Below are 17,376 nucleotides of genomic sequence, written 5' to 3' on the forward strand. Positions count from 1 at the left end.
GGTCAGGGTCTTCGAGACCAGGGCCCCGCCTGCGTGTGTCAACCGGGTCCATGGATGACACCCAGCGGTGAGGCATGATGGCGGCATGAGTGTGGACGTCGGACCGAAGACCGGGATGCAGCCGCCGCGGTCACCATGGCGCTGGCTCGCGGCCGTCATCGCCGTCGCGGTCGTGCTCGTCGCCGTCGTCGCCTCCTTCGGCCTCCTCGGCTCCGACGACACCGCCGAGGACCCGGACGCCAAGCCACCCTCGCCGACCGCGACCGTCACCGAGACCGCGCCGGTCCCGTCGGCCTCCGCCCCGGCAGGCGGCGCGGGGACGACCGAGCTGACCGTCGTCGCCGATGCCGCCCGCTGCCTCCCGCCCACGTCGAAGTGGCTCTCCCAGAACGCCGCGCTGGCCTTCGAGGGCACCGCCGAGAGCGTGAGCGAGAGCGAGGCCGTGCTGAAGGTCAAGACCTGGATGTACGCCGACGGCTTCGGCGGCACCGACACCGTCCGGATCGTCCTGCCCGCGCCGAGCACGATCCCGATGCCCGAGTTCGAGAAGGGCAAGAACTACCTGGTCGCGGCCCAGGGCGACGCCGAGGTCATCGGCTGCGGCTACAGCGACGTCAAGAGCCCGAAGCTGCAGAAGCTCTACACCGCCGCGTTCAAGTGATCTCCGGGCTCCTCCTGGCCGCCGGCGCGGGGCGCCGGATGGGCAAGCCGAAGGCGCTCGTCGACGACTGGCTGGTCCGCTCGATCGGGGTCCTGCGCGAGGGCGGCTGCGACGACGTGCTCGTCGTGCTCGGAGCATCCGCCGAGGAGGCTCGGGCGCTGCTCCCGGCCGACCAACGGGTCGCCGTCGCCGAGGACTGGGACGAGGGCATGGGGGCCTCGCTGCGGGGCGGGCTGGAGGCTCTCGGCCCCGACGTACAGGCTGCCGTGGTTCATCTGGTCGACCTGCCCGACGTGGGTGCCGACGTGGTGGCTCGGGTGGTCTCGACAAGCTCGACCACCGGCACAGACTCGTCGGCCGGGCTGGCGCGGGCCGCCTACCACGGGGTTCCCGGTCATCCGGTGCTGATCGGGCGCGACCACTGGGACGGGGTCATCGAGGCAGCTGTCGGGGACCAGGGCGCCCGGGGCTATCTCGAGGCTCATGACGTACGCCTGGTGGAGTGCGGCGACCTGGCCGGCGGGGCCGACGTCGACCGCCGCTGATCGGCGACTCGCCCCTACCCTCGTAAGAGGCTGTCCAACCCTCAGCCAACGCTTCGCGTTCTAGGCTCAGGTCATGGACCTGACGCCCCGGGAGATCGCCGACCGCCTGGCGGCGACGGGATACCTGGCCGACCCGGAGCTGGCGACGGTGACGTTCCTCGCGCTCAGGATGCAGCGTCCGCTCCTGCTCGAGGGTGAACCCGGCACCGGCAAGACGGCGCTCGCCGAGGCCGTCGCCGAGGCGCTCGACCTGCCGCTCGTACGGCTGCAGTGCTACGAGGGGATCGACGCCACCCAGGCGCTCTACGACTGGGACTTCGCCCGCCAGATCCTGCACCTGCGCGCCCTCGAGGCGGCCGGTAGTGCGGGCGAGGTGGAGGAGGCCGAGAAGTCGCTCTACGACGAGCGGTTCCTGCTGGCCCGTCCGGTGCTGGCGGCGCTGCGGCAGTCACCGTCGGTGCTGCTCGTCGACGAGGTCGACCGGGCCGACGACGAGTTCGAGGCGTTCCTGCTCGAGGTGCTGTCCACCTACCAGGTGACGATCCCCGAGTTCGGGACGGTCGCCGCGGCGGTTCCTCCGGTCGTCGTGCTCACCTCCAACCGCACCCGCGAGCTCCACGACGCCCTCAAGCGCCGCTGCCTCTACCACTGGATCGACCACCCGGGCCTGGACCGCGAGATCGAGATCGTACGCAGCCGAGCCCCCGAGGTCGCCGAGGAGCTCGCCCGCCAGGTGGTCACGGTGGTCCAGCAGCTGCGCGGCGCCGAGGGTGCGAACGCCCTGCTCAAGCCTCCGGGGGTCGCCGAGACCCTCGACTGGGCCCGCGCCCTGCACCACCTCGGCACGACCGAGATGAACCTGGAGAGCGCCGCCGCCACGCTCGGCGCGCTCGTCAAGCACCGCGAGGACGCCGATCGCGTCCGAGCCGCCCTGGATCGGCTGCTGACGTGACCGTAGAACACGACGGACCCGAGATCCTCCTCGGCTTCACCCGAGCCCTCCGCGCGGCCGGGGTGCAGGTGACCCAGGACCGCGCCCACGGCTTCCTGCAGGCGACCGCGATCGTCGGCGCCGGAGACCCGGTCGCCACCTACACCGCCGGACGGGCGACGCTGTGCGCCGGCCCCGACGACCTGCGCCGCTACGACCAGGTCTTCGAGGCCTGGTTCGGGCCGACGGCGACGCTGCCGAGGCCACAGGGGCCGCCGCGTACCGCATCGGTCACCTCCAGTCTCCCCGAGACCGAGCCGCAGGACGGCGACGACATGGGGGAGGGGGAGGGCGACGTCATCCGGGCCCGCGCGAGTGAGATCGAGACCCTGCGCCACCGCGACGTCGCCGACCTCGACCCGGCCGAGCAGGAGCGGGTGGCCGCGCTGATCGCCCGGCTCCGCCCGCGGGCGCCGCGAAGAAGGACACCACGGCAGGAGCAGTGGCGACGGGGCCGCGTCGACGCCCACCGCACCCTGCGGGCCAGCCTGCGACACCTCGGCGAGCCGGCGGGGATCCACTACCGCAGGCGCGGCGAGCGGCCGCGCCGCGTGGTGTGGCTGATCGACGTGTCGGGGTCGATGAGCTCCTACGCCGACGTGCTGCTGCGGGTCGCCCACCGGGTGACCTCGACGACCGGGAGCGGCGCGGTGTTCACGATGGGCACCAGGCTCACCAACGTCACCCGCGCGCTGCGCCACCGCGACCCCGACCGGGCGCTCGTCGCGGCCGGTGAGACGGTGCCCGACTGGTCGGGCGGCACCCGGCTCGGCGACAACCTGCAGGCGTTCCTGCAGCGACATCAGGGACTGGCCCGAGGCGCGGTGGTGGTCATCGCGAGCGACGGCTGGGAGCGCGGCGACCCCGCGCTCCTCCAGGAGCAGACGGCGAGGCTGCACCGCCTCGCCCATCGCGTGGTGTGGGTCAACCCACACCGTGGCAAGGTTGGATATGAGCCGCTGCAGCGAGGCATCGTCGCGGTGCTTCCGCACGTGGACGACTTCGTCGCCGGACATTCGCTGGCGACGTACGAGGATCTGGTGGAGGTGATCGCGCGTGCGTGACGTACTCGACGATCTGATGAAGTGGTGGGACGCCGGCGAGACCGTGGCGGTGGCCACCGTGGTCGCGACGTTCCAGTCGGCGCCCAGGCCGCCGGGCGCGTCGATGCTCGTCGGTCCCGACGACGCCGCGGTCGGCTCGGTCTCCGGCGGCTGCGTCGAGGGCGCCGTCTACGAGGTCGCCCGCGAGGTCGCCGAGTCCGGCGTCCCGGAGCTCCACCGCTACGGCGTCTCCGACGACGACGCGTTCGCGGTCGGCCTGACCTGCGGCGGCATCCTCGACGTCTTCGTCGAGAAGGTGTCGAAGGAGACCTTCCCGGAGCTCGGCGAGCTCGCCGAGGACGTACGCAGCGGCACCCCCGTCGCCCTCGCGACCGTCATCGAGCATCCCGACCCCGAGATCCTCGGGCGCCGCGTCCTGATCCGTCCCGAAGGTGTCAAAGGATCCCTGGGGAGCGCCCGGATGGACGACGCCGTCCACGACGACGCCCTCGGGCTCCTGGCCCACGGCACCAACCAGACGCTCTCCTACGGCATCGACGGCGAGCGCCGCGGCGAGGGCATGCGCGTCTTCGTGTGGTCCTTCGCGCCCAAGCCCCGGATGCTCGTCTTCGGTGCGATCGACTTCGCCGCCGCCGTCGCCCGGGTCGGCGCGTTCCTCGGCTACCACGTCACCGTCTGCGACGCCCGCCCGGTCTTCGCCACGAACTCGCGCTTCCCCTCCGCCGACGAGGTCGTCGTCGACTGGCCCCACCGCTACCTCGGCGCCGAGGTCGAGGCGGGCCGCATCGACCGGCGCACCGTGATCGCCGTCCTCACCCACGACCCGAAGTTCGACGTACCTCTCCTCGAGGTCGCGCTCCGCCTCCCCGACATCGCCTACGTCGGTGCGATGGGCTCCCGCCGCACCCACGAGGACCGCCTCGCCCGGCTTCAGGAGGCCGGTCTCACCGAGGAGGAGATCGCCCGGCTGAGCAGCCCGATCGGCCTCGATCTCGGCGCCCGTACGCCGGAGGAGACCGCCATCTCCATCGCCGCCGAGATCATCGCGGGCCGTTGGGGCGGCTCCGGTGAGCGCCTCGCCTCGACGCACGGCCGGATCCACCAGGACGTGGAGTACCGCTGACGCTCATCAGGTACCACTGAGGGGATCGTGAGGTACGTCACAGGGTGCTACCTTGGCAGGACCGAGCCTCGAGAGGCCGGACTCCGAAGGGGGATCTGATGGTCCGTAGCGATCTGCAGGAGCGTCGCATCAGCGCGGCGCGGGCGTGGACCGCCTTTGTGGAGAGCGGCGACGCCGCCGAGGACTTCGTGCGACCGGAGATCCTGACCAGCTGGACGCGCTCGGCGACGGCCATCAAGCCCGACGTGCGCGAGGCGCCGCTGGCGGACGAGGACGAGACCCGGGAGATGTGGCGCGGGTCGCCGCTCCAGGTCGCCGTCGAACGGGTCGAGGAGGAGCTGCGGTGCACCGCCGACGACGGTGACCTCGTCATCGCCGTCACCGACCCCGACACCCGGGTGCTGTGGACCTACGGCGGCCGGGTGATGCGCCACAAGGCGGAGTCGGTCAACTTCGTGCCGGGCGGCCGCTGGGACGACGAGAGCGCCGGCACCAACGCGCTCGACCTCGCCAACCGCACCAACTCCCCGTCGATGGTCTTCGGTCCCGAGCACTACGCCGAGGTCGTGCACAACTGGGTCTGCTGGGCCGCGCCTCTCCACGACCCGGTCACCGGCACGCACCTCGGTGTCCTTGACCTCTCCACGACCTGGGACCGCACCCACCCGATCGGGATGGCCACGGCCCGGGTGATGGCGCGCCTCATCGAGGGCGCGCTGCCGAAGATCCCGACCCCGCGGGCGGACGAGGCGATCGCCGAGCCCGGCCTGGTGCTGACCCTGCTGGGCACCGCGGAGACCTGGCTCGACGGGCAGCGGCTGCTGCTCAACCGCCGCCAGACCGAGATCCTCGCCCTGCTCGCGCTCCACCCCGAGGGGCTCTCGCTGGAGCGGCTGCACGCCATGGTCTACGGCGACCAGGCGGTCACCTTCTCCACGCTCAAGGCCGAGGTCTCCCACCTGCGCCATGCTCTCGGCGGCCAGGTCGCCTCCAGGCCCTACCGTCTGCTGATGCCGGTCGCGACCGACGTCGATCAGGTGCTGACGCTGATCCGGCACGGTCGCGTGGCGGCCGCGGTGGAGGCGTACGGCGGTGATCTCCTGCCCGGCACCAACAGCCCGGCGCTGGCCGAGATGGCCGAGTACGTCGCGGTCGCGCTGCGCGAGGCGCTGATCGCCGACCCGCAGCCGGATGCGGTGCTGCGCTACAGCGAGCTGGCTCCGTACGACACCGAGGTGGTCGACGTCTGTCTGCGGCGCCTCGGCGGCAGCGCTCACCCCGCGTTGCCCCTGCTCAGGGCACGTTTGGCTGCCAGCCGCTGACCAAGAAGAGGTAACCGGCGGCAGCAGCCAACCGGAGCCCAACCCTGCGCGTCCTACTGTGATCTGGCCCACACAGTGACGTCTGGCAGGGAGACAACATGGCCCGGATCAGCATGCGCGTCGACGGTATGAAGGTCACCGACGACGTCGAACCGCGGACACTGCTCGTGCAGTATCTGCGCGAAGGACTCGGCAAGACCGGCACGGTGATCGGTTGCGACACCAGCAACTGCGGCGCCTGCACGGTCCATCTCGACGGCGACTCGGTGAAGTCGTGCAACGTGCTCGCGGTGCAGGCCGACGGGTGCGAGGTGACCACGATCGAGGGCCTCGCCGACACGGTCGAGGGCGACCTCCACCCCGTCCAGGAAGCGTTCCGGGAGTGTCACGGCCTGCAGTGCGGGTTCTGTACGCCCGGCATGATCATGCAGTCGGTCGACCTGCTCAAGCGCAACCCGCAGCCCAGCGAGGAGGAGATCCGCGAGGGCATCGAGGGCAACCTGTGCCGCTGCACGGGCTACCACAACATCGTCCGCGCGGTGCAGTACGCCAGCGGCCACCTGGCCACCGCCGCCAGCCCGCGCGGCGCGACCGAGGAGGTGGACGCGCTGTGACCGCCGTAGAGGCTCGTCCGGAGCAGACCAACGAGATCGGCCGCGACCGGCGCCGCAAGGAGGACGCGCGCCTGATCACCGGCCGGACCCGCTGGACCGACAACATCAACCTGCCCGGGATGCTGCACCTGGCGATGGTGCGCAGCCCCTTCGCCCACGCTCGCATCACCGGCATCGACACCAGCGCCGCGGCCGACGCCGAGGGCGTGGTGACCGTGCTGGCCGCCGGCGACTTCGACGAGACCCTCGGCGTCTGCATCAACGCCTGGCCGATCACGCCCGACCAGAAGACGCCGGCCCACCCGCCGATCGCCACCGACCGGGTCACCTTCGCCGGCGAGATCGTGGCGGTCGTGGCCGCCCGGTCCGCGGCGGCTGCCCGCGACGCCGCCGAGATGGTCGAGGTCGACTACGAGGAGCTCCCCGCGGTCGTCTCCCTCGAGGACGCGGTCAAGGATGAGGTGCTCGCCCACCCCGACCTCGGCACCAACAAGTCCGCGCTGTGGGTCTTCGACAGCGCGCAGGCCGGCACGGGCGGCAGCGTCGACGAGGCCATCTCGGCGGCCCGCGACGACGGGATCGTGATCGAGCGGACCTACCGCCAGCAGCGCCTGATCCCGGCGTTCATGGAGCCGCGCAGCGTCGTGTGCGACCCGACCGGTGAGCAGATCACCGTGTGGAGCGCCACCCAGATCCCGCACATCCTGCGGTTCGCCTTCGCCGCGACCACCGGGGTGCCCGAGTCGAAGATCCGGGTGATCGCGCCCGACGTCGGCGGCGGCTTCGGCGGCAAGCTCCAGCAGACGCCGGAGGAGATGATCGTCTTCGCGCTGGCCCGCCGGCTCGGCAAGCCCGTGAAGTACACCGAGACGCGCTCGGAGTCCCTCCTCAGCGCCCACCACGGCCGCGACCAGATCCAGAAGCTGACCCTCTCGGCCACGAAGGACGGTCAGGTCACCGGCCTCAAGGTCGAGCTCGATGCCAACCTGGGCGCCTACGTCGCCATCGTCGGCGGTGGCGTCCCGGTGCTCGGGGCGTTCATGTTCAACGCGATCTACAAGTTCCCGGCCTACCAGTTCAACTGCCAGACCCACTTCACCAACACCACTTGGACCGACGCCTACCGCGGCGCGGGGCGGCCGGAGGCGACGTACGCCGTCGAGCGGCTGATGGACGAGCTGGCCGCCGAGGTCGGGGTCGACCCGCTCGAGATCCGGGAGAAGAACTGGATCACGCACGAGGAGTTCCCGTTCACGACCGTCGCGGGGCTCACCTATGACAGCGGCAACTATGAGGCGGCGACGGCCAAGGCGAAGGAGCTCTTCGGCTACGACGAGCTCCGTGCCGAGCAGCAGCAGCGACGGGCGAACAACGACCCGGTCCAGCTCGGCATCGGCGTCTCGACCTTCACCGAGATGTGCGGCCTGGCTCCGTCGCGGGTCCTCGGCAGCCTCGACTACGGCGCCGGCGGCTGGGAGCACGCCCAGGTGCGGATGACGCCGACCGGCAAGGTCGAGGTCATCACCGGTGCGAGCGCGCACGGTCAGGGGCACGAGACGGCGTTCAGCCAGATCGTGGCGGACCGTCTCGGCGTACCGTTCGAGGACGTCGAGGTGCTGCACGGCGACACCCAGATCGCGGCGAAGGGCTACGACACCTACGGGTCCCGGTCGCTGGTCGTGGGTGGCGAGGCGCTGGTCAGGGCGGCCGACAAGGTGCTCGAGAAGGCCAAGCCGATCGCGGCCCACCTGCTCGAGGCGAGCGTCGACGACCTGGAGTTCACCGGTGGCAGGTGGACGGTGCGCGGCACCGACCAGGGCATGTCGATCGGCGAGCTGTCCACCGCGGTCTTCGCGGCGCACAACCTGCCCGACGGCGTCGAGGCCAACCTCGACTCCGAGGCCACCTTCGACCCGGAGAACTTCAACTTCCCGCACGGCACCCACCTGTGCGCGATGGAGGTCGACACCGAGACCGGGCAGGTGAAGATGCGGAAGTACGTCTGCTGCGACGACATCGGCAACATCATCAACCCGCTCATCGTCGCAGGTCAGGTCCACGGTGGACTCGTCCAGGGCATCGCCCAGGCGCTGTGGGAGGACGCCGTCTATGACGACGCCGGCACGCTGGTCGCCGGGTCCTTCGTCGACTACCTGCTCCCGACCGCCGCCGACACGATCAGCTTCGAGATCGACCACACCACCTCGCCGGCGACCACCAACACGCTCGGCACCAAGGGCGTCGGTGAGGCCGGCACGATCGCCTCCACCCCGGCCGTGGTCAACGCGGTCGTCGACGCGCTGCGCCCGCTGGGCGTGCACGACGTGGCCATGCCCTGCACGCCGGAGCGGGTGTGGCGGGCGATCAACGAGGGCTCGGCCGGCGGCGAGACCACCGGCGCGGCCGCCGCACACTTCGATCCGTCGACGGGCATGTCCGGGAACGTCGACCGCACGGAAGGAGACGTCCAGTGATTCCCGCATCGTTCGACTACGTCGCCCCGACCACGGTCGAGGAGGCCCTGGCGGCTCTCGCGCAGTACGGCGACGAGGCCAAGATCATCGCCGGCGGACAGAGCCTGCTACCGGTGCTGAGGATGCGCCTCAACGCTCCGGAGTGGGTCATCGACCTCGGTCGCATCGACTCCCTCAAGGGCGTACGCGACGAGGGTGACTCGATCCTGATCGGCGCCATGACGCGCCACTGCGACGTCGCGGCCGATCCTCTGGTCGCCGAGCACGCGACCCTGGTCGCCCGTGCCACGGCGACGGTCGCCGACGAGCAGGTGCGCCACCGCGGCACCTTCGGTGGTGCGCTCGCCCACGCCGACCCGGCGGGCGATCTCGGAGCCCCGGCCCTGGCCCTGGACGCCGAGTTCGTCATCGCCGGGCCGGCCGGCGAGCGGGTCGTCCCGGGCTCGGAGTTCTTCCAGGGGCTCTTCGAGACGGCCGTCTCCGAGGACGAGCTGCTGGTCGGCGTACGCATCCCGAAGCACACCGGATGGACGGCCCACTACGAGAAGTTCGTGCGGGTCGCCCACCAGTGGCCGATCTGCGCGGTCGGCGCGACCCTCAAGGTCTCCGGCGGCGTGATCGAGGGTGCGGCGATCGGTCTCACCAACATGGGCTCGACCCCGCTGCGGGCCGCCGGCGTCGAGCAGGCGCTGATCGGCCAGCAGGCCACCGAGGAGGTCGTACGCAACGCCGCGGCCCTGGCCGCGGACGGCGCCGAGCCGCCCTCCGACCTCAACGGCGACGCCGACTACCGGCGCCACCTGGTCACGGTGCTGGCGCGACGGGCCATCACGCAGGCGCTCGGGGGCTGACGCGTGGATCTGACGCATCAGTTCACGGTTCCGACCTCGGTCGAGGAGACCTGGGACAGCTTCCTGGACATCGGCTCGCTCGCCGAATGCTTCCCGGGAGCCCAGGTCACCTCGGTCGAGGGCGACACCTTCACCGGCACGGTGAAGGTCAAGCTCGGTCCCATCGCCATGGTCTACGCCGGCTCCGGCACCTTCATCGAGAAGGACGAGACCGCCCGGAAGCTGGTCGTCGAGGCCAAGGGGCGCGACAAGCGCGGCAACGGCACCGCCGGTGCCAACGCGACCCTGACGATGGCTCCGGAGGGCACCGGCACGAGGGTCGAGATCGTCACCGACCTCGCCGTCACCGGCAAGCCCGCCCAGTTCGGTCGTGGGGTCATGCAGGACGTCTCCGACAAGCTCCTCGGCCAGTTCGTCGCGTGCCTGGAGTCCAAGTCGGCACCGGCTGCTCCGGTGACCCCGGAGACACCGGCCGCGGCGGAGCCCGTGGGTGAGGAGAGCTCGGAACCATCGCCGGCTGCCCCGTCGACAGCCCCGTCGCCAGCCGCGGCGTCGACGCCGCAGGCGCCGAGGCATGCCAAGCAGCCCGAGGCGATCGACCTGGGCGCGACCGTGGTGCCGGTGCTGATCAAGAACTACGGCAAGAAGATCGCCATCGGGGTGGCCGTGATCGCGGCGGCGGTGATCGTCTACAAGCTCCTGCGGGGCTGAGACCGGTGTGCGCGACAATCCGTCGCGCAAACCGGATACCTCTCGCGCAACCTGGATAGCGGAGCGCTGTTCGACCTCTCTAGCGTTTTGCCTACGCAGACCCCGCTGCGAGAGGAAACAGAAAAGTGAAGATCGCGGTCATCGGTGCCGGGTTCGCAGGTATTGCCTCGGCCAAGGTGCTCACCCAGCTCGGGCACGACATCACCGTCTTCGAGAAGACGCCCGATGTCGGTGGTGTATGGAGCCGCACCCGTCGCTACCCGGGCCTGACGACGCAGAACAACAAGGACTCCTACACGCTCTCGGACCTGAGGATGCCGAAGGTGTTCCCCGAGTGGCTCAGCGGCGAGCAGGTGCAGAGCTACCTCGAGATGTACGTCGAGAAGTTCGAGCTCGCCCCGATGATCAGGCTCTCCACCGAGGTGTTGAGCGCCCAGCCGGCTGGAGGGGGCGGCTGGGCCCTCACCTCGCGAGCCAGTTCCGCTGCGGGGGCCGACGCCGAGACGACCGAGCACTTCGACCACCTGGTCGTGGCCAGTGGTGTCTTCTCGGAGCCGTTCTCCCCTGCGTACGACGGGGTCGAGGAGCTGAAGGCCGCCGGCGGCCAGATCCTCGCGGCGAGCGAGCTGCACGACCTGGAGACCGTCAAGGGCAAGGACGTCGTGGTCGTCGGCTACGGGAAGTCGGCCTGCGACGTGGCCGTCGAGATCGCCAAGGAGGCGTCCTCGACCACCGTGGTCGCGCGCCAGCTGCTGTGGAAGATGCCGCGCAAGATCAAGGGCGTCCTCAACTACAAGGTGCTGCTGCTCACGCGCATGGGGGAGGGGCTCTTCCCCTACCAGAACATCCGTGGAGCCGAGAAGGTGCTGCACGCGGGCGGCTCGAAGATGGCCGGTTCGATGGTCGGCAGCGTCGAGTCGGTCACCTCCAGCCAGCTGAAGCTGAAGAAGCTCGGACTGCTGCCGAAGGGCCAGTTCACCGACATCGCCCGCTCGACGGTCTCGCTGGCCACCGAGGGATTCTTCGAGGGCGTCGAGGCCGGCGACATCGCCGTCGAGCGCGACACCGAGATCGCCGCCTTCGTGACCAAGGACGGCAAGCCGTACGCCGAGCTCGCCAACGGCCGCGCGGTGCCTGCCGACGTCGTGGTGACCGCGACCGGCTTCAAGCAGGAGCTCCCGTTCTTCTCCGAGGAGATCCAGGACCAGCTCACCGACGACAACGGCGACTACCAGCTCTACCGCCAGATCCTGCCGTTGCGGGTGAAGGACCTGACCTTCGCCGGCTACAACTCCTCGTTCTTCTCACCGCTCTCGGCCGAGATGAGCGCCGTGTGGATCGGCTCCCACCTCGGTGGCGGCCACGAGGTCCCGCCGGTCGAGGAGATGGAGGCCCACGTCGCCGCCCGGCTCGCCTGGATGCGGGAGCGTACCGACGGCCACCACGCCCGCGGCACCAACATCATTCCGTTCTCGATGCACAACATCGACGAGGTCCTCGGGGACGTCGGCCTCGACGTCGGCAGGCTGACCAAGGCAGCGCAGTGGCTGCTGCCGATCAACCCGAAGGCGTACGCCTCGGTCACTCCCAGGCTCGTGGAGAAGCTGGCGGCGAGGAGCTAGTACGGCGCGAGATGCCGGTTTCCTGGGTGGGACCGGCATCTCGACCGGGTGAGGTCCTGGGCTGGGACCTTAGACAGTGATTGCGCCGTGTTCGCGTCGACACGGCGCCGGCTCCGCTACGCTCTTCGGTCAATCGAGCCACGGTCCAGGAGCCTCCCTTGCCCCGTCCCCTGCTGAGCCGCCACACCGTTGTCGCCACCACTGACGTGGACCAGGCTCGAGAAGCCGTGGCGGAACGTTTCTGCGCCCACTACCTGGCGCTGACGAAGGCCGGCTCGCAGCTCGACATGGTGCACAACGCCGCGCCGCTGGGCGAGGACGTGATGCTCAACTACATGCGCTACGGCGACGAGGTGCGGATCACCCCGGGCACCTTCGACGACTTCTACCTGATCCAGCTCCCGTTGGCCGGCAGCGCCAAGGTCAAGGTCGGTGAGCACGTCGTCCTCGCCGACCGCACCCGTGCCTCGATCGGCTCGCCGACCGAGCCGGTCGACATGCTCTGGTCCGACGGCTGCGAGAAGCTGCAGGTCTACATCCGCCGCAGCGCCGTCGAGGAGGCCGCCGCGGGCATCGGTGGCTCCGGCCCGGTCGTCTTCGACCCGACGCTCGATCTCGGGCGTCCCGAGGTGCGCGACTGGCTCAAGATGGTCCGGCTGGCCTACGACAACGTCGAGGCCGGTGGCTCGCTGATGAGCTCACCGCTGGTCGCCGCGCCCTACGAGCAGGCGCTCATCGGCGGCCTGCTGACGATCCAGGCCAACACGTCCCTGGAGATCGTCTCCGAGGGTGCGACGCCCACGATCTCCCGAGCCGTACGCATGGCCGTGGACCTCCTCGAGGCCCACCCCGAACGCCCCTGGAAGGTCGCCGAGCTCGCTCAGAAGGTCGGCGTCTCGACCCGCACGCTGCAGGAGGCGTTCCAGCGCGACCTCGACACGACGCCCTTGGAGTACTGGCGGCGGACCCGGCTCGACCGTGCCCACTCCGACCTGCTCGCCGCCGACGCGACCGCCACCTCGGTCACCGCGATCGCCGCCCAGTGGGGCTTCTTCCACCTCGGCCGCTTCTCCCAGGCGTACCGGGCGCAGTTCCAAGAGCTCCCGTCGCAGACCCTCATGCGCTGACTCATGTGATGCCGCTGTCTAGGTGAATCACGACGACGAGCCCAGTCGCGCGGTGAGCGTTATGAAGCATTTTAGGACCGTCCACCAAGGCGGACCTTGAGATCGTCACTGCCGCTGAAGCGCTGCTCCGAGTACGCCGATGGTGGTCCAGTCGGCAGGGGAACTGTCCACCCTAATCTCCCCGCGGTGACGGAACACCTTCAGGTCCTTCGGCAGGAGTCCAACAACCACGTGACCCTGACAACGGGTCCTTCAACGGCGTCCGTGCCAAATGCCGCCGTACTCACACGCCGACCACCTGCCCCACCCGCAGTCTTGCTCCGGTCCCGACGACATCGCCGCTGGCATGCACGGGCCGGAGATAGAACCGCGACGGTCCCCACCGCGAAGAGCCACGTCGCGCCGAGTCGAACGACATTACGGCGGCGCGTATCCACGCCTGGGTGCCCAAAACCGACGAAAACTTCAAAATCCGCCTCCGCGATCTCTTTGAGAGTGGGAGCCTTAGACTCAACAACGCCCCCTCTGCGGTCAACGCTGGCAACTGGAGGAGCAAATGGCAATCGAGTGGATTCCCCTTGCGGCGGCCGTAACCACGAAAGCCTTACAGATGTTGCACGTGCCAGAGAGCGACATCTTAAAAACAGGGATACAGTCGGCTTACAGCGTCCTAAGTGATCACGTTACGAGCCGGCGAGGGGCCGTCAACCACACGATCGAGCGCACACTACGGCGTCAGCAGCGGCAATTCAAAAACTTCGACAAAGGTGAAGTTCGGGTTGCGGAGGACGAGAAGGTGGCAGTGGTTGACGCTGTAACGCGGGTAATCGAGAGCGCGGACATCGACTACGCATCGATCGAAGCATTGAACTTCAACTCCGACGCTTTGTACAGCAATCTCCAAGAGGATCTCAACAATGAGTTTCGGGTTACAATGCTGGCGCCGGAATCGTGCTCTTACGGGAATTCGCTTGCGATTCTCGTATCACGGCAAATCGTCGCTGTGCTATGCGCGATGCCCGAGTTCGGAGTGAACCTTAGTCTTTCGACGTTTCTCATCGCTAAAGACGCACCAGACCGCATCCTTAGCGAGCTAAATCAAGTGGTCGTGGCCAGTGCCCGAATTGGGACCGAGGATGAGAATTCGAAGTTCACGGCCAACTTCCTTTATCAAACAGCCATAACCTACGGACACATCGAGCTATTTGGCCTGGACGATGTACCGCCTGCATTGCGCCGAGTCGCGTTGGATTTGGCGTACATAAATGTTTCCACGTCTTTTCCGATCACTCCTGAGGCAATGGGCGAGAAGTCGCATCTCGTCAGTTCAAAGCATTCATCGGATTTCCTGCGTGACTACGACCGCGTGGCGACCGAAACGATTGGTGATCTCATCAACGAGTCAAGGCGCTTGAAGCGTGGCTTGCGACTCGCAGTCAAGGGAACAGCAGGGTCAGGAAAGACGACCTTGACCAGTTGGCTCGCCACCTGCCTTGCAACCTCACAAAGCGATAATCGCGATCTGCCTCCAGCGTTATCAAATTGGGTCGGGCGAATTCCGATAGTTGTGCCGCTACGGCAGGTATCGAACACTGCTAACGAATCTCTTACGGCGGACAGTTTGATTCGAGTCTCGCCGCTTTTTGGAACACAGCCGGGAGGATGGCTAGAGAACATTCTAGCCTCTGGGCGAGCAGTCGTATTCTTAGACGGCCTCGACGAGGTTCGCGAGGAGAGGAGGGGTGACGCCAGAAAGTGGGTCAGATTTCTCTCGTCCGAATACCCCGATATCGACATCATCCTTACTACTCGCCCAGAGGCACTGGACTTCTCGCTTCTGTCCGAACTTGAATACAGCGCCGTGGAATTGAAACCCCTAGATATTGAGCAAGAGAAACTTCTGGTCAGGAAGTGGTTTGATGCACAATGTCTTACTGCGCCACCCAATGTCAAAGATATATATCGCGCCAGGCAGTCTGATCTTATGCGGAGGCTGAACGACGATCCGATGCTTTCTGACCTTGCTGAGACGCCACTTACTGCGGCGATGCTCTGCGCCTACTATGCCAGCAGTTCGGATGATGGGCCACAAAGTAGAAAGCGTCTAATACTATCGGTGCTTGCCGTATTGGTCGACGGTCGCGACAGGTCCCGCGGACTTATTCCGCCGGAGTTGGTTCCGTTCACGCTCGACCATAAAATGGATCTTCTGGGCGGAATCGCGCTCGCGATGTTCCGATCTGGACGGAGCATGGTCTCAATATCGCCTAAAGATCGTGGCGCGCGACCATTCTATGTTCGCATTGACGGTGATGACCTCACGGATTCAATTCGATCACCGATTATTGACATCGCTTTGACTGTCGAACATCTCTTAAGAAGAAGTGGGGTCTTCGCCCGTCTGGGCGATTCAGAAGCTCATTTTGTACACCGAACATTCCTTGAGTACTTGGCTGCGCATCGTATATACAACCAGGGCCTAAGGAGGGAGCTTGTCGACCATCCTCTGCGTCCCGGATGGTTCGAGGTCTGTGGGCATTACTCTGATCTTGCAGCTAGGCATGACGCCGTTTCGATGGTCGAGGACCTGCTCGAATTGGCTCGACCGACTGAGCCGCAACTAAGGCGCCGTCTCGATTACTGCTTGGCGGATTGTCTCAGTGGTGTAGTAAATCCGGACTCAGCGCTGCGTGCGCAGGTCTCGACCCGACTGCGGGACTCGTTACCGCCAGAGACAGATGAGGAGATCGTTCTACTTGCGAGCTTAGGTCCTGGTGCAATTGACCTAATTAGCGACCTGACAAGTGCAACTCAGGCAAAGGCCGCCGTTCTGACCGCGGCTCGCATTCGATCCGAAGCTGCTCTGTCATTGGTTTCCGCAGTCGCTAGGTCGGAGTGGAGCGAGGATTGCCTCGAGGCGATTCTCAATGCCTGGCGACAGTTCGACGCCCGGGCCTATGCTGAACTTGTGCTGGCGTCGCTAGATTTGAGTAAGGTCCGTCTCGTGGTGCCTACGAGGCGGGAGGCTGACGCATTCTCACTTGTCGGCGATGTCGGTGAGGTCGTCCTCGGCCACTGCGACACCGTCACGGATTTGTCTTGGCTTGATCCCGGCGCCTCTTATCTAACAATTGATCTTGAGGGTGCTGTCTCAGTTGACGATGTATCAAACCTCGAATCACATACCGAGACAAGAAGAGTTCGCCTACCGAAGGTAGGGGCGGTGTCTGATGTCAGGGCTCTTGGTGCCCTGGATGGTTTGACTGATCTTCACATACCCAATGCATCTAAGATCACCGAGTTCGGCACTCCATCCAGGCTAACGGGTGTATCGACTTTAACCGTAGGTGAGGCCAAGCAGGGAGCCCTAGCAAAATTGATAGAGTCCGTCGACGCGCTAAAGGTACTATCGATTCTGAACACGTGGATCGATGACTATCGGCCATTCCGAAATATCCCCGAAGTTTCGCGCCTAAGTCTTCTTGACGTGACATTCGGGAATAATTTCCATCTCGATCTATCTCGGCTCCACTGCTTACGCAGGTTGGTGATTAGTACTTCGAGCCCCTTTCGAGTGACTCTTCCATCGGGGCTGAGCCATTTGTCGATTCGAACTAAGGCGCCAACCGGAACTCACGAGCCTCATTCTGTCGCATACAATCTTTCGGATCAGCCGTACTTGATCGACTTGGACCTCTGGGGTGATGTCGTTCCGGGTCTGACTCCCGATTCCCCAAATCCTCCATGGAACTTCGAGGTTCTTCGGACTTCGATACGGCTGAAGACAGTGAAGATTCAAGAGACGCGAAGACTATCGTCCCTTGCGGGCATCGAGGAATTGAAAAGTCTGAAGGCGCTCGATCTCTCGTCGAGTAGCGTTCGAAATCTGTCAGGAATCCGGTCCCATGCGGGTAACTATGTCCGTAACGAGTTTGGCGATTTCGTTCCGCGACAAGAGGCACTTCTTATGAAAGACGGAATGGCTTCCGTCGGTAGCACGTGGAGTATCGGGTCCTGTGAATCCCTTCAGGAGATTCGTCTGCAAAATTGCACGGATCTTTTCAGTATCGACGGACTTGAAGAATGTCCTTCCATCAACTTCGCCGATTTTCGAGGCTCTGGCTGGGGCCGAGGCTTATACAGCGCCTTTGAAGCGCTTCACCCGAATGCGACAATTCTTGCCGACGATTGGGTCGATCATCAAGAGACTGGGTGACGATTCACGACGTCGGCTGAATCGCACTGAGGGGCTGTGGCCGTACCGGCGTCAC

General features: G+C 66.7%; 13 protein-coding genes. All 13 read left to right on the forward strand.

What is annotated here, in order from left to right; all coding sequences use genetic code 11:
* The first annotated feature begins 85 nt into the window (after positions 1-85).
* The 13 genes from HD557_RS03045 to HD557_RS03105 all read left to right on the forward strand — a co-directional run bounded on the left by HD557_RS03045 (position 86) and on the right by HD557_RS03105 (position 17,321).
* Positions 86-661 (forward strand): hypothetical protein, encoded by a 576-nt coding sequence (locus HD557_RS03045; protein ID WP_040755985.1) that lies wholly within the window; start codon positions 86-88, stop codon positions 659-661.
* Positions 658-1,206, forward strand: a complete 549-nt coding sequence (locus HD557_RS03050) for a nucleotidyltransferase family protein (RefSeq protein ID WP_196872779.1) — start codon at positions 658-660, stop codon at positions 1,204-1,206. The genes HD557_RS03045 and HD557_RS03050 overlap by 4 nt, the downstream gene beginning before the upstream one ends.
* A gap of 73 nt (positions 1,207-1,279) precedes the next feature.
* The gene (locus tag HD557_RS03055) at positions 1,280-2,158 is read left to right on the forward strand and encodes an AAA family ATPase (RefSeq protein ID WP_196872780.1); all 879 of its coding nucleotides are present in this window, start codon (positions 1,280-1,282) and stop codon (positions 2,156-2,158) included.
* Positions 2,155-3,261: a vWA domain-containing protein gene (locus HD557_RS03060; protein ID WP_196872781.1), complete on the forward strand. Its 1,107-nt coding sequence runs from the start codon at positions 2,155-2,157 to the stop codon at positions 3,259-3,261. The genes HD557_RS03055 and HD557_RS03060 overlap by 4 nt, the downstream gene beginning before the upstream one ends.
* Positions 3,254-4,384 carry an XdhC family protein gene (locus tag HD557_RS03065; protein WP_196872782.1) on the forward strand — a complete coding sequence of 377 codons (1,131 nt, stop codon included), beginning with the start codon at positions 3,254-3,256 and terminating at the stop codon, positions 4,382-4,384. The genes HD557_RS03060 and HD557_RS03065 overlap by 8 nt, the downstream gene beginning before the upstream one ends.
* Before the next feature lie 98 nt (positions 4,385-4,482).
* Positions 4,483-5,706 (forward strand): histidine kinase, encoded by a 1,224-nt coding sequence (locus tag HD557_RS03070; RefSeq protein WP_008360865.1) that lies wholly within the window; start codon positions 4,483-4,485, stop codon positions 5,704-5,706.
* Between the two features lie 98 nt (positions 5,707-5,804).
* Positions 5,805-6,320, forward strand: coding sequence for a (2Fe-2S)-binding protein (locus HD557_RS03075; RefSeq protein WP_008360867.1), 516 nt, complete (start codon positions 5,805-5,807; stop codon positions 6,318-6,320).
* On the forward strand, positions 6,317-8,794 hold the full coding sequence (locus HD557_RS03080) for a xanthine dehydrogenase family protein molybdopterin-binding subunit (protein ID WP_008360870.1): 2,478 nt from the start codon (positions 6,317-6,319) through the stop codon (positions 8,792-8,794). Before HD557_RS03075 ends, HD557_RS03080 begins: the two co-directional genes overlap by 4 nt.
* Entirely contained in the window at positions 8,791-9,645 is an 855-nt protein-coding gene (locus HD557_RS28890) for an FAD binding domain-containing protein (protein WP_008360872.1), read from the forward strand. Before HD557_RS03080 ends, HD557_RS28890 begins: the two co-directional genes overlap by 4 nt.
* 3 nt (positions 9,646-9,648) lie before the next feature.
* Complete coding sequence (locus HD557_RS03090; RefSeq protein WP_196872783.1) at positions 9,649-10,356, forward strand: SRPBCC family protein; 708 nt, start codon at positions 9,649-9,651, stop codon at positions 10,354-10,356.
* Between the two features lie 125 nt (positions 10,357-10,481).
* The gene (locus HD557_RS28895) at positions 10,482-11,978 is read left to right on the forward strand and encodes a flavin-containing monooxygenase (protein WP_196872784.1); all 1,497 of its coding nucleotides are present in this window, start codon (positions 10,482-10,484) and stop codon (positions 11,976-11,978) included.
* Between the two features lie 158 nt (positions 11,979-12,136).
* Positions 12,137-13,105, forward strand: coding sequence for an AraC family transcriptional regulator (locus HD557_RS03100; protein WP_196872785.1), 969 nt, complete (start codon positions 12,137-12,139; stop codon positions 13,103-13,105).
* 556 nt (positions 13,106-13,661) lie between these two features.
* Positions 13,662-17,321 (forward strand): NACHT domain-containing protein, encoded by a 3,660-nt coding sequence (locus tag HD557_RS03105; protein ID WP_196872786.1) that lies wholly within the window; start codon positions 13,662-13,664, stop codon positions 17,319-17,321.
* The last annotated feature ends 55 nt before the right edge of the window (positions 17,322-17,376 follow it).

It is taken from the genome of Nocardioides luteus, assembly GCF_015752315.1.
Lineage (GTDB): Bacteria > Actinomycetota > Actinomycetes > Propionibacteriales > Nocardioidaceae > Nocardioides.

What these genes read in the sequence shown, in the direction of transcription:
- HD557_RS03055 (WP_196872780.1), top strand. Translation starts at nt 1,280, where the DNA reads ATGGACCTGACGCCCCGGGAGATCGCCGACCGCCTGGCGGCGACGGGA.
- HD557_RS03070 (WP_008360865.1), top strand. Translation starts at nt 4,483, where the DNA reads ATGGTCCGTAGCGATCTGCAGGAGCGTCGCATCAGCGCGGCGCGGGCG.
- HD557_RS03075 (WP_008360867.1), top strand. Translation starts at nt 5,805, where the DNA reads ATGGCCCGGATCAGCATGCGCGTCGACGGTATGAAGGTCACCGACGAC.
- HD557_RS03045 (WP_040755985.1), top strand. Translation starts at nt 86, where the DNA reads ATGAGTGTGGACGTCGGACCGAAGACCGGGATGCAGCCGCCGCGGTCA.
- HD557_RS03105 (WP_196872786.1), top strand. Translation starts at nt 13,662, where the DNA reads ATGGCAATCGAGTGGATTCCCCTTGCGGCGGCCGTAACCACGAAAGCC.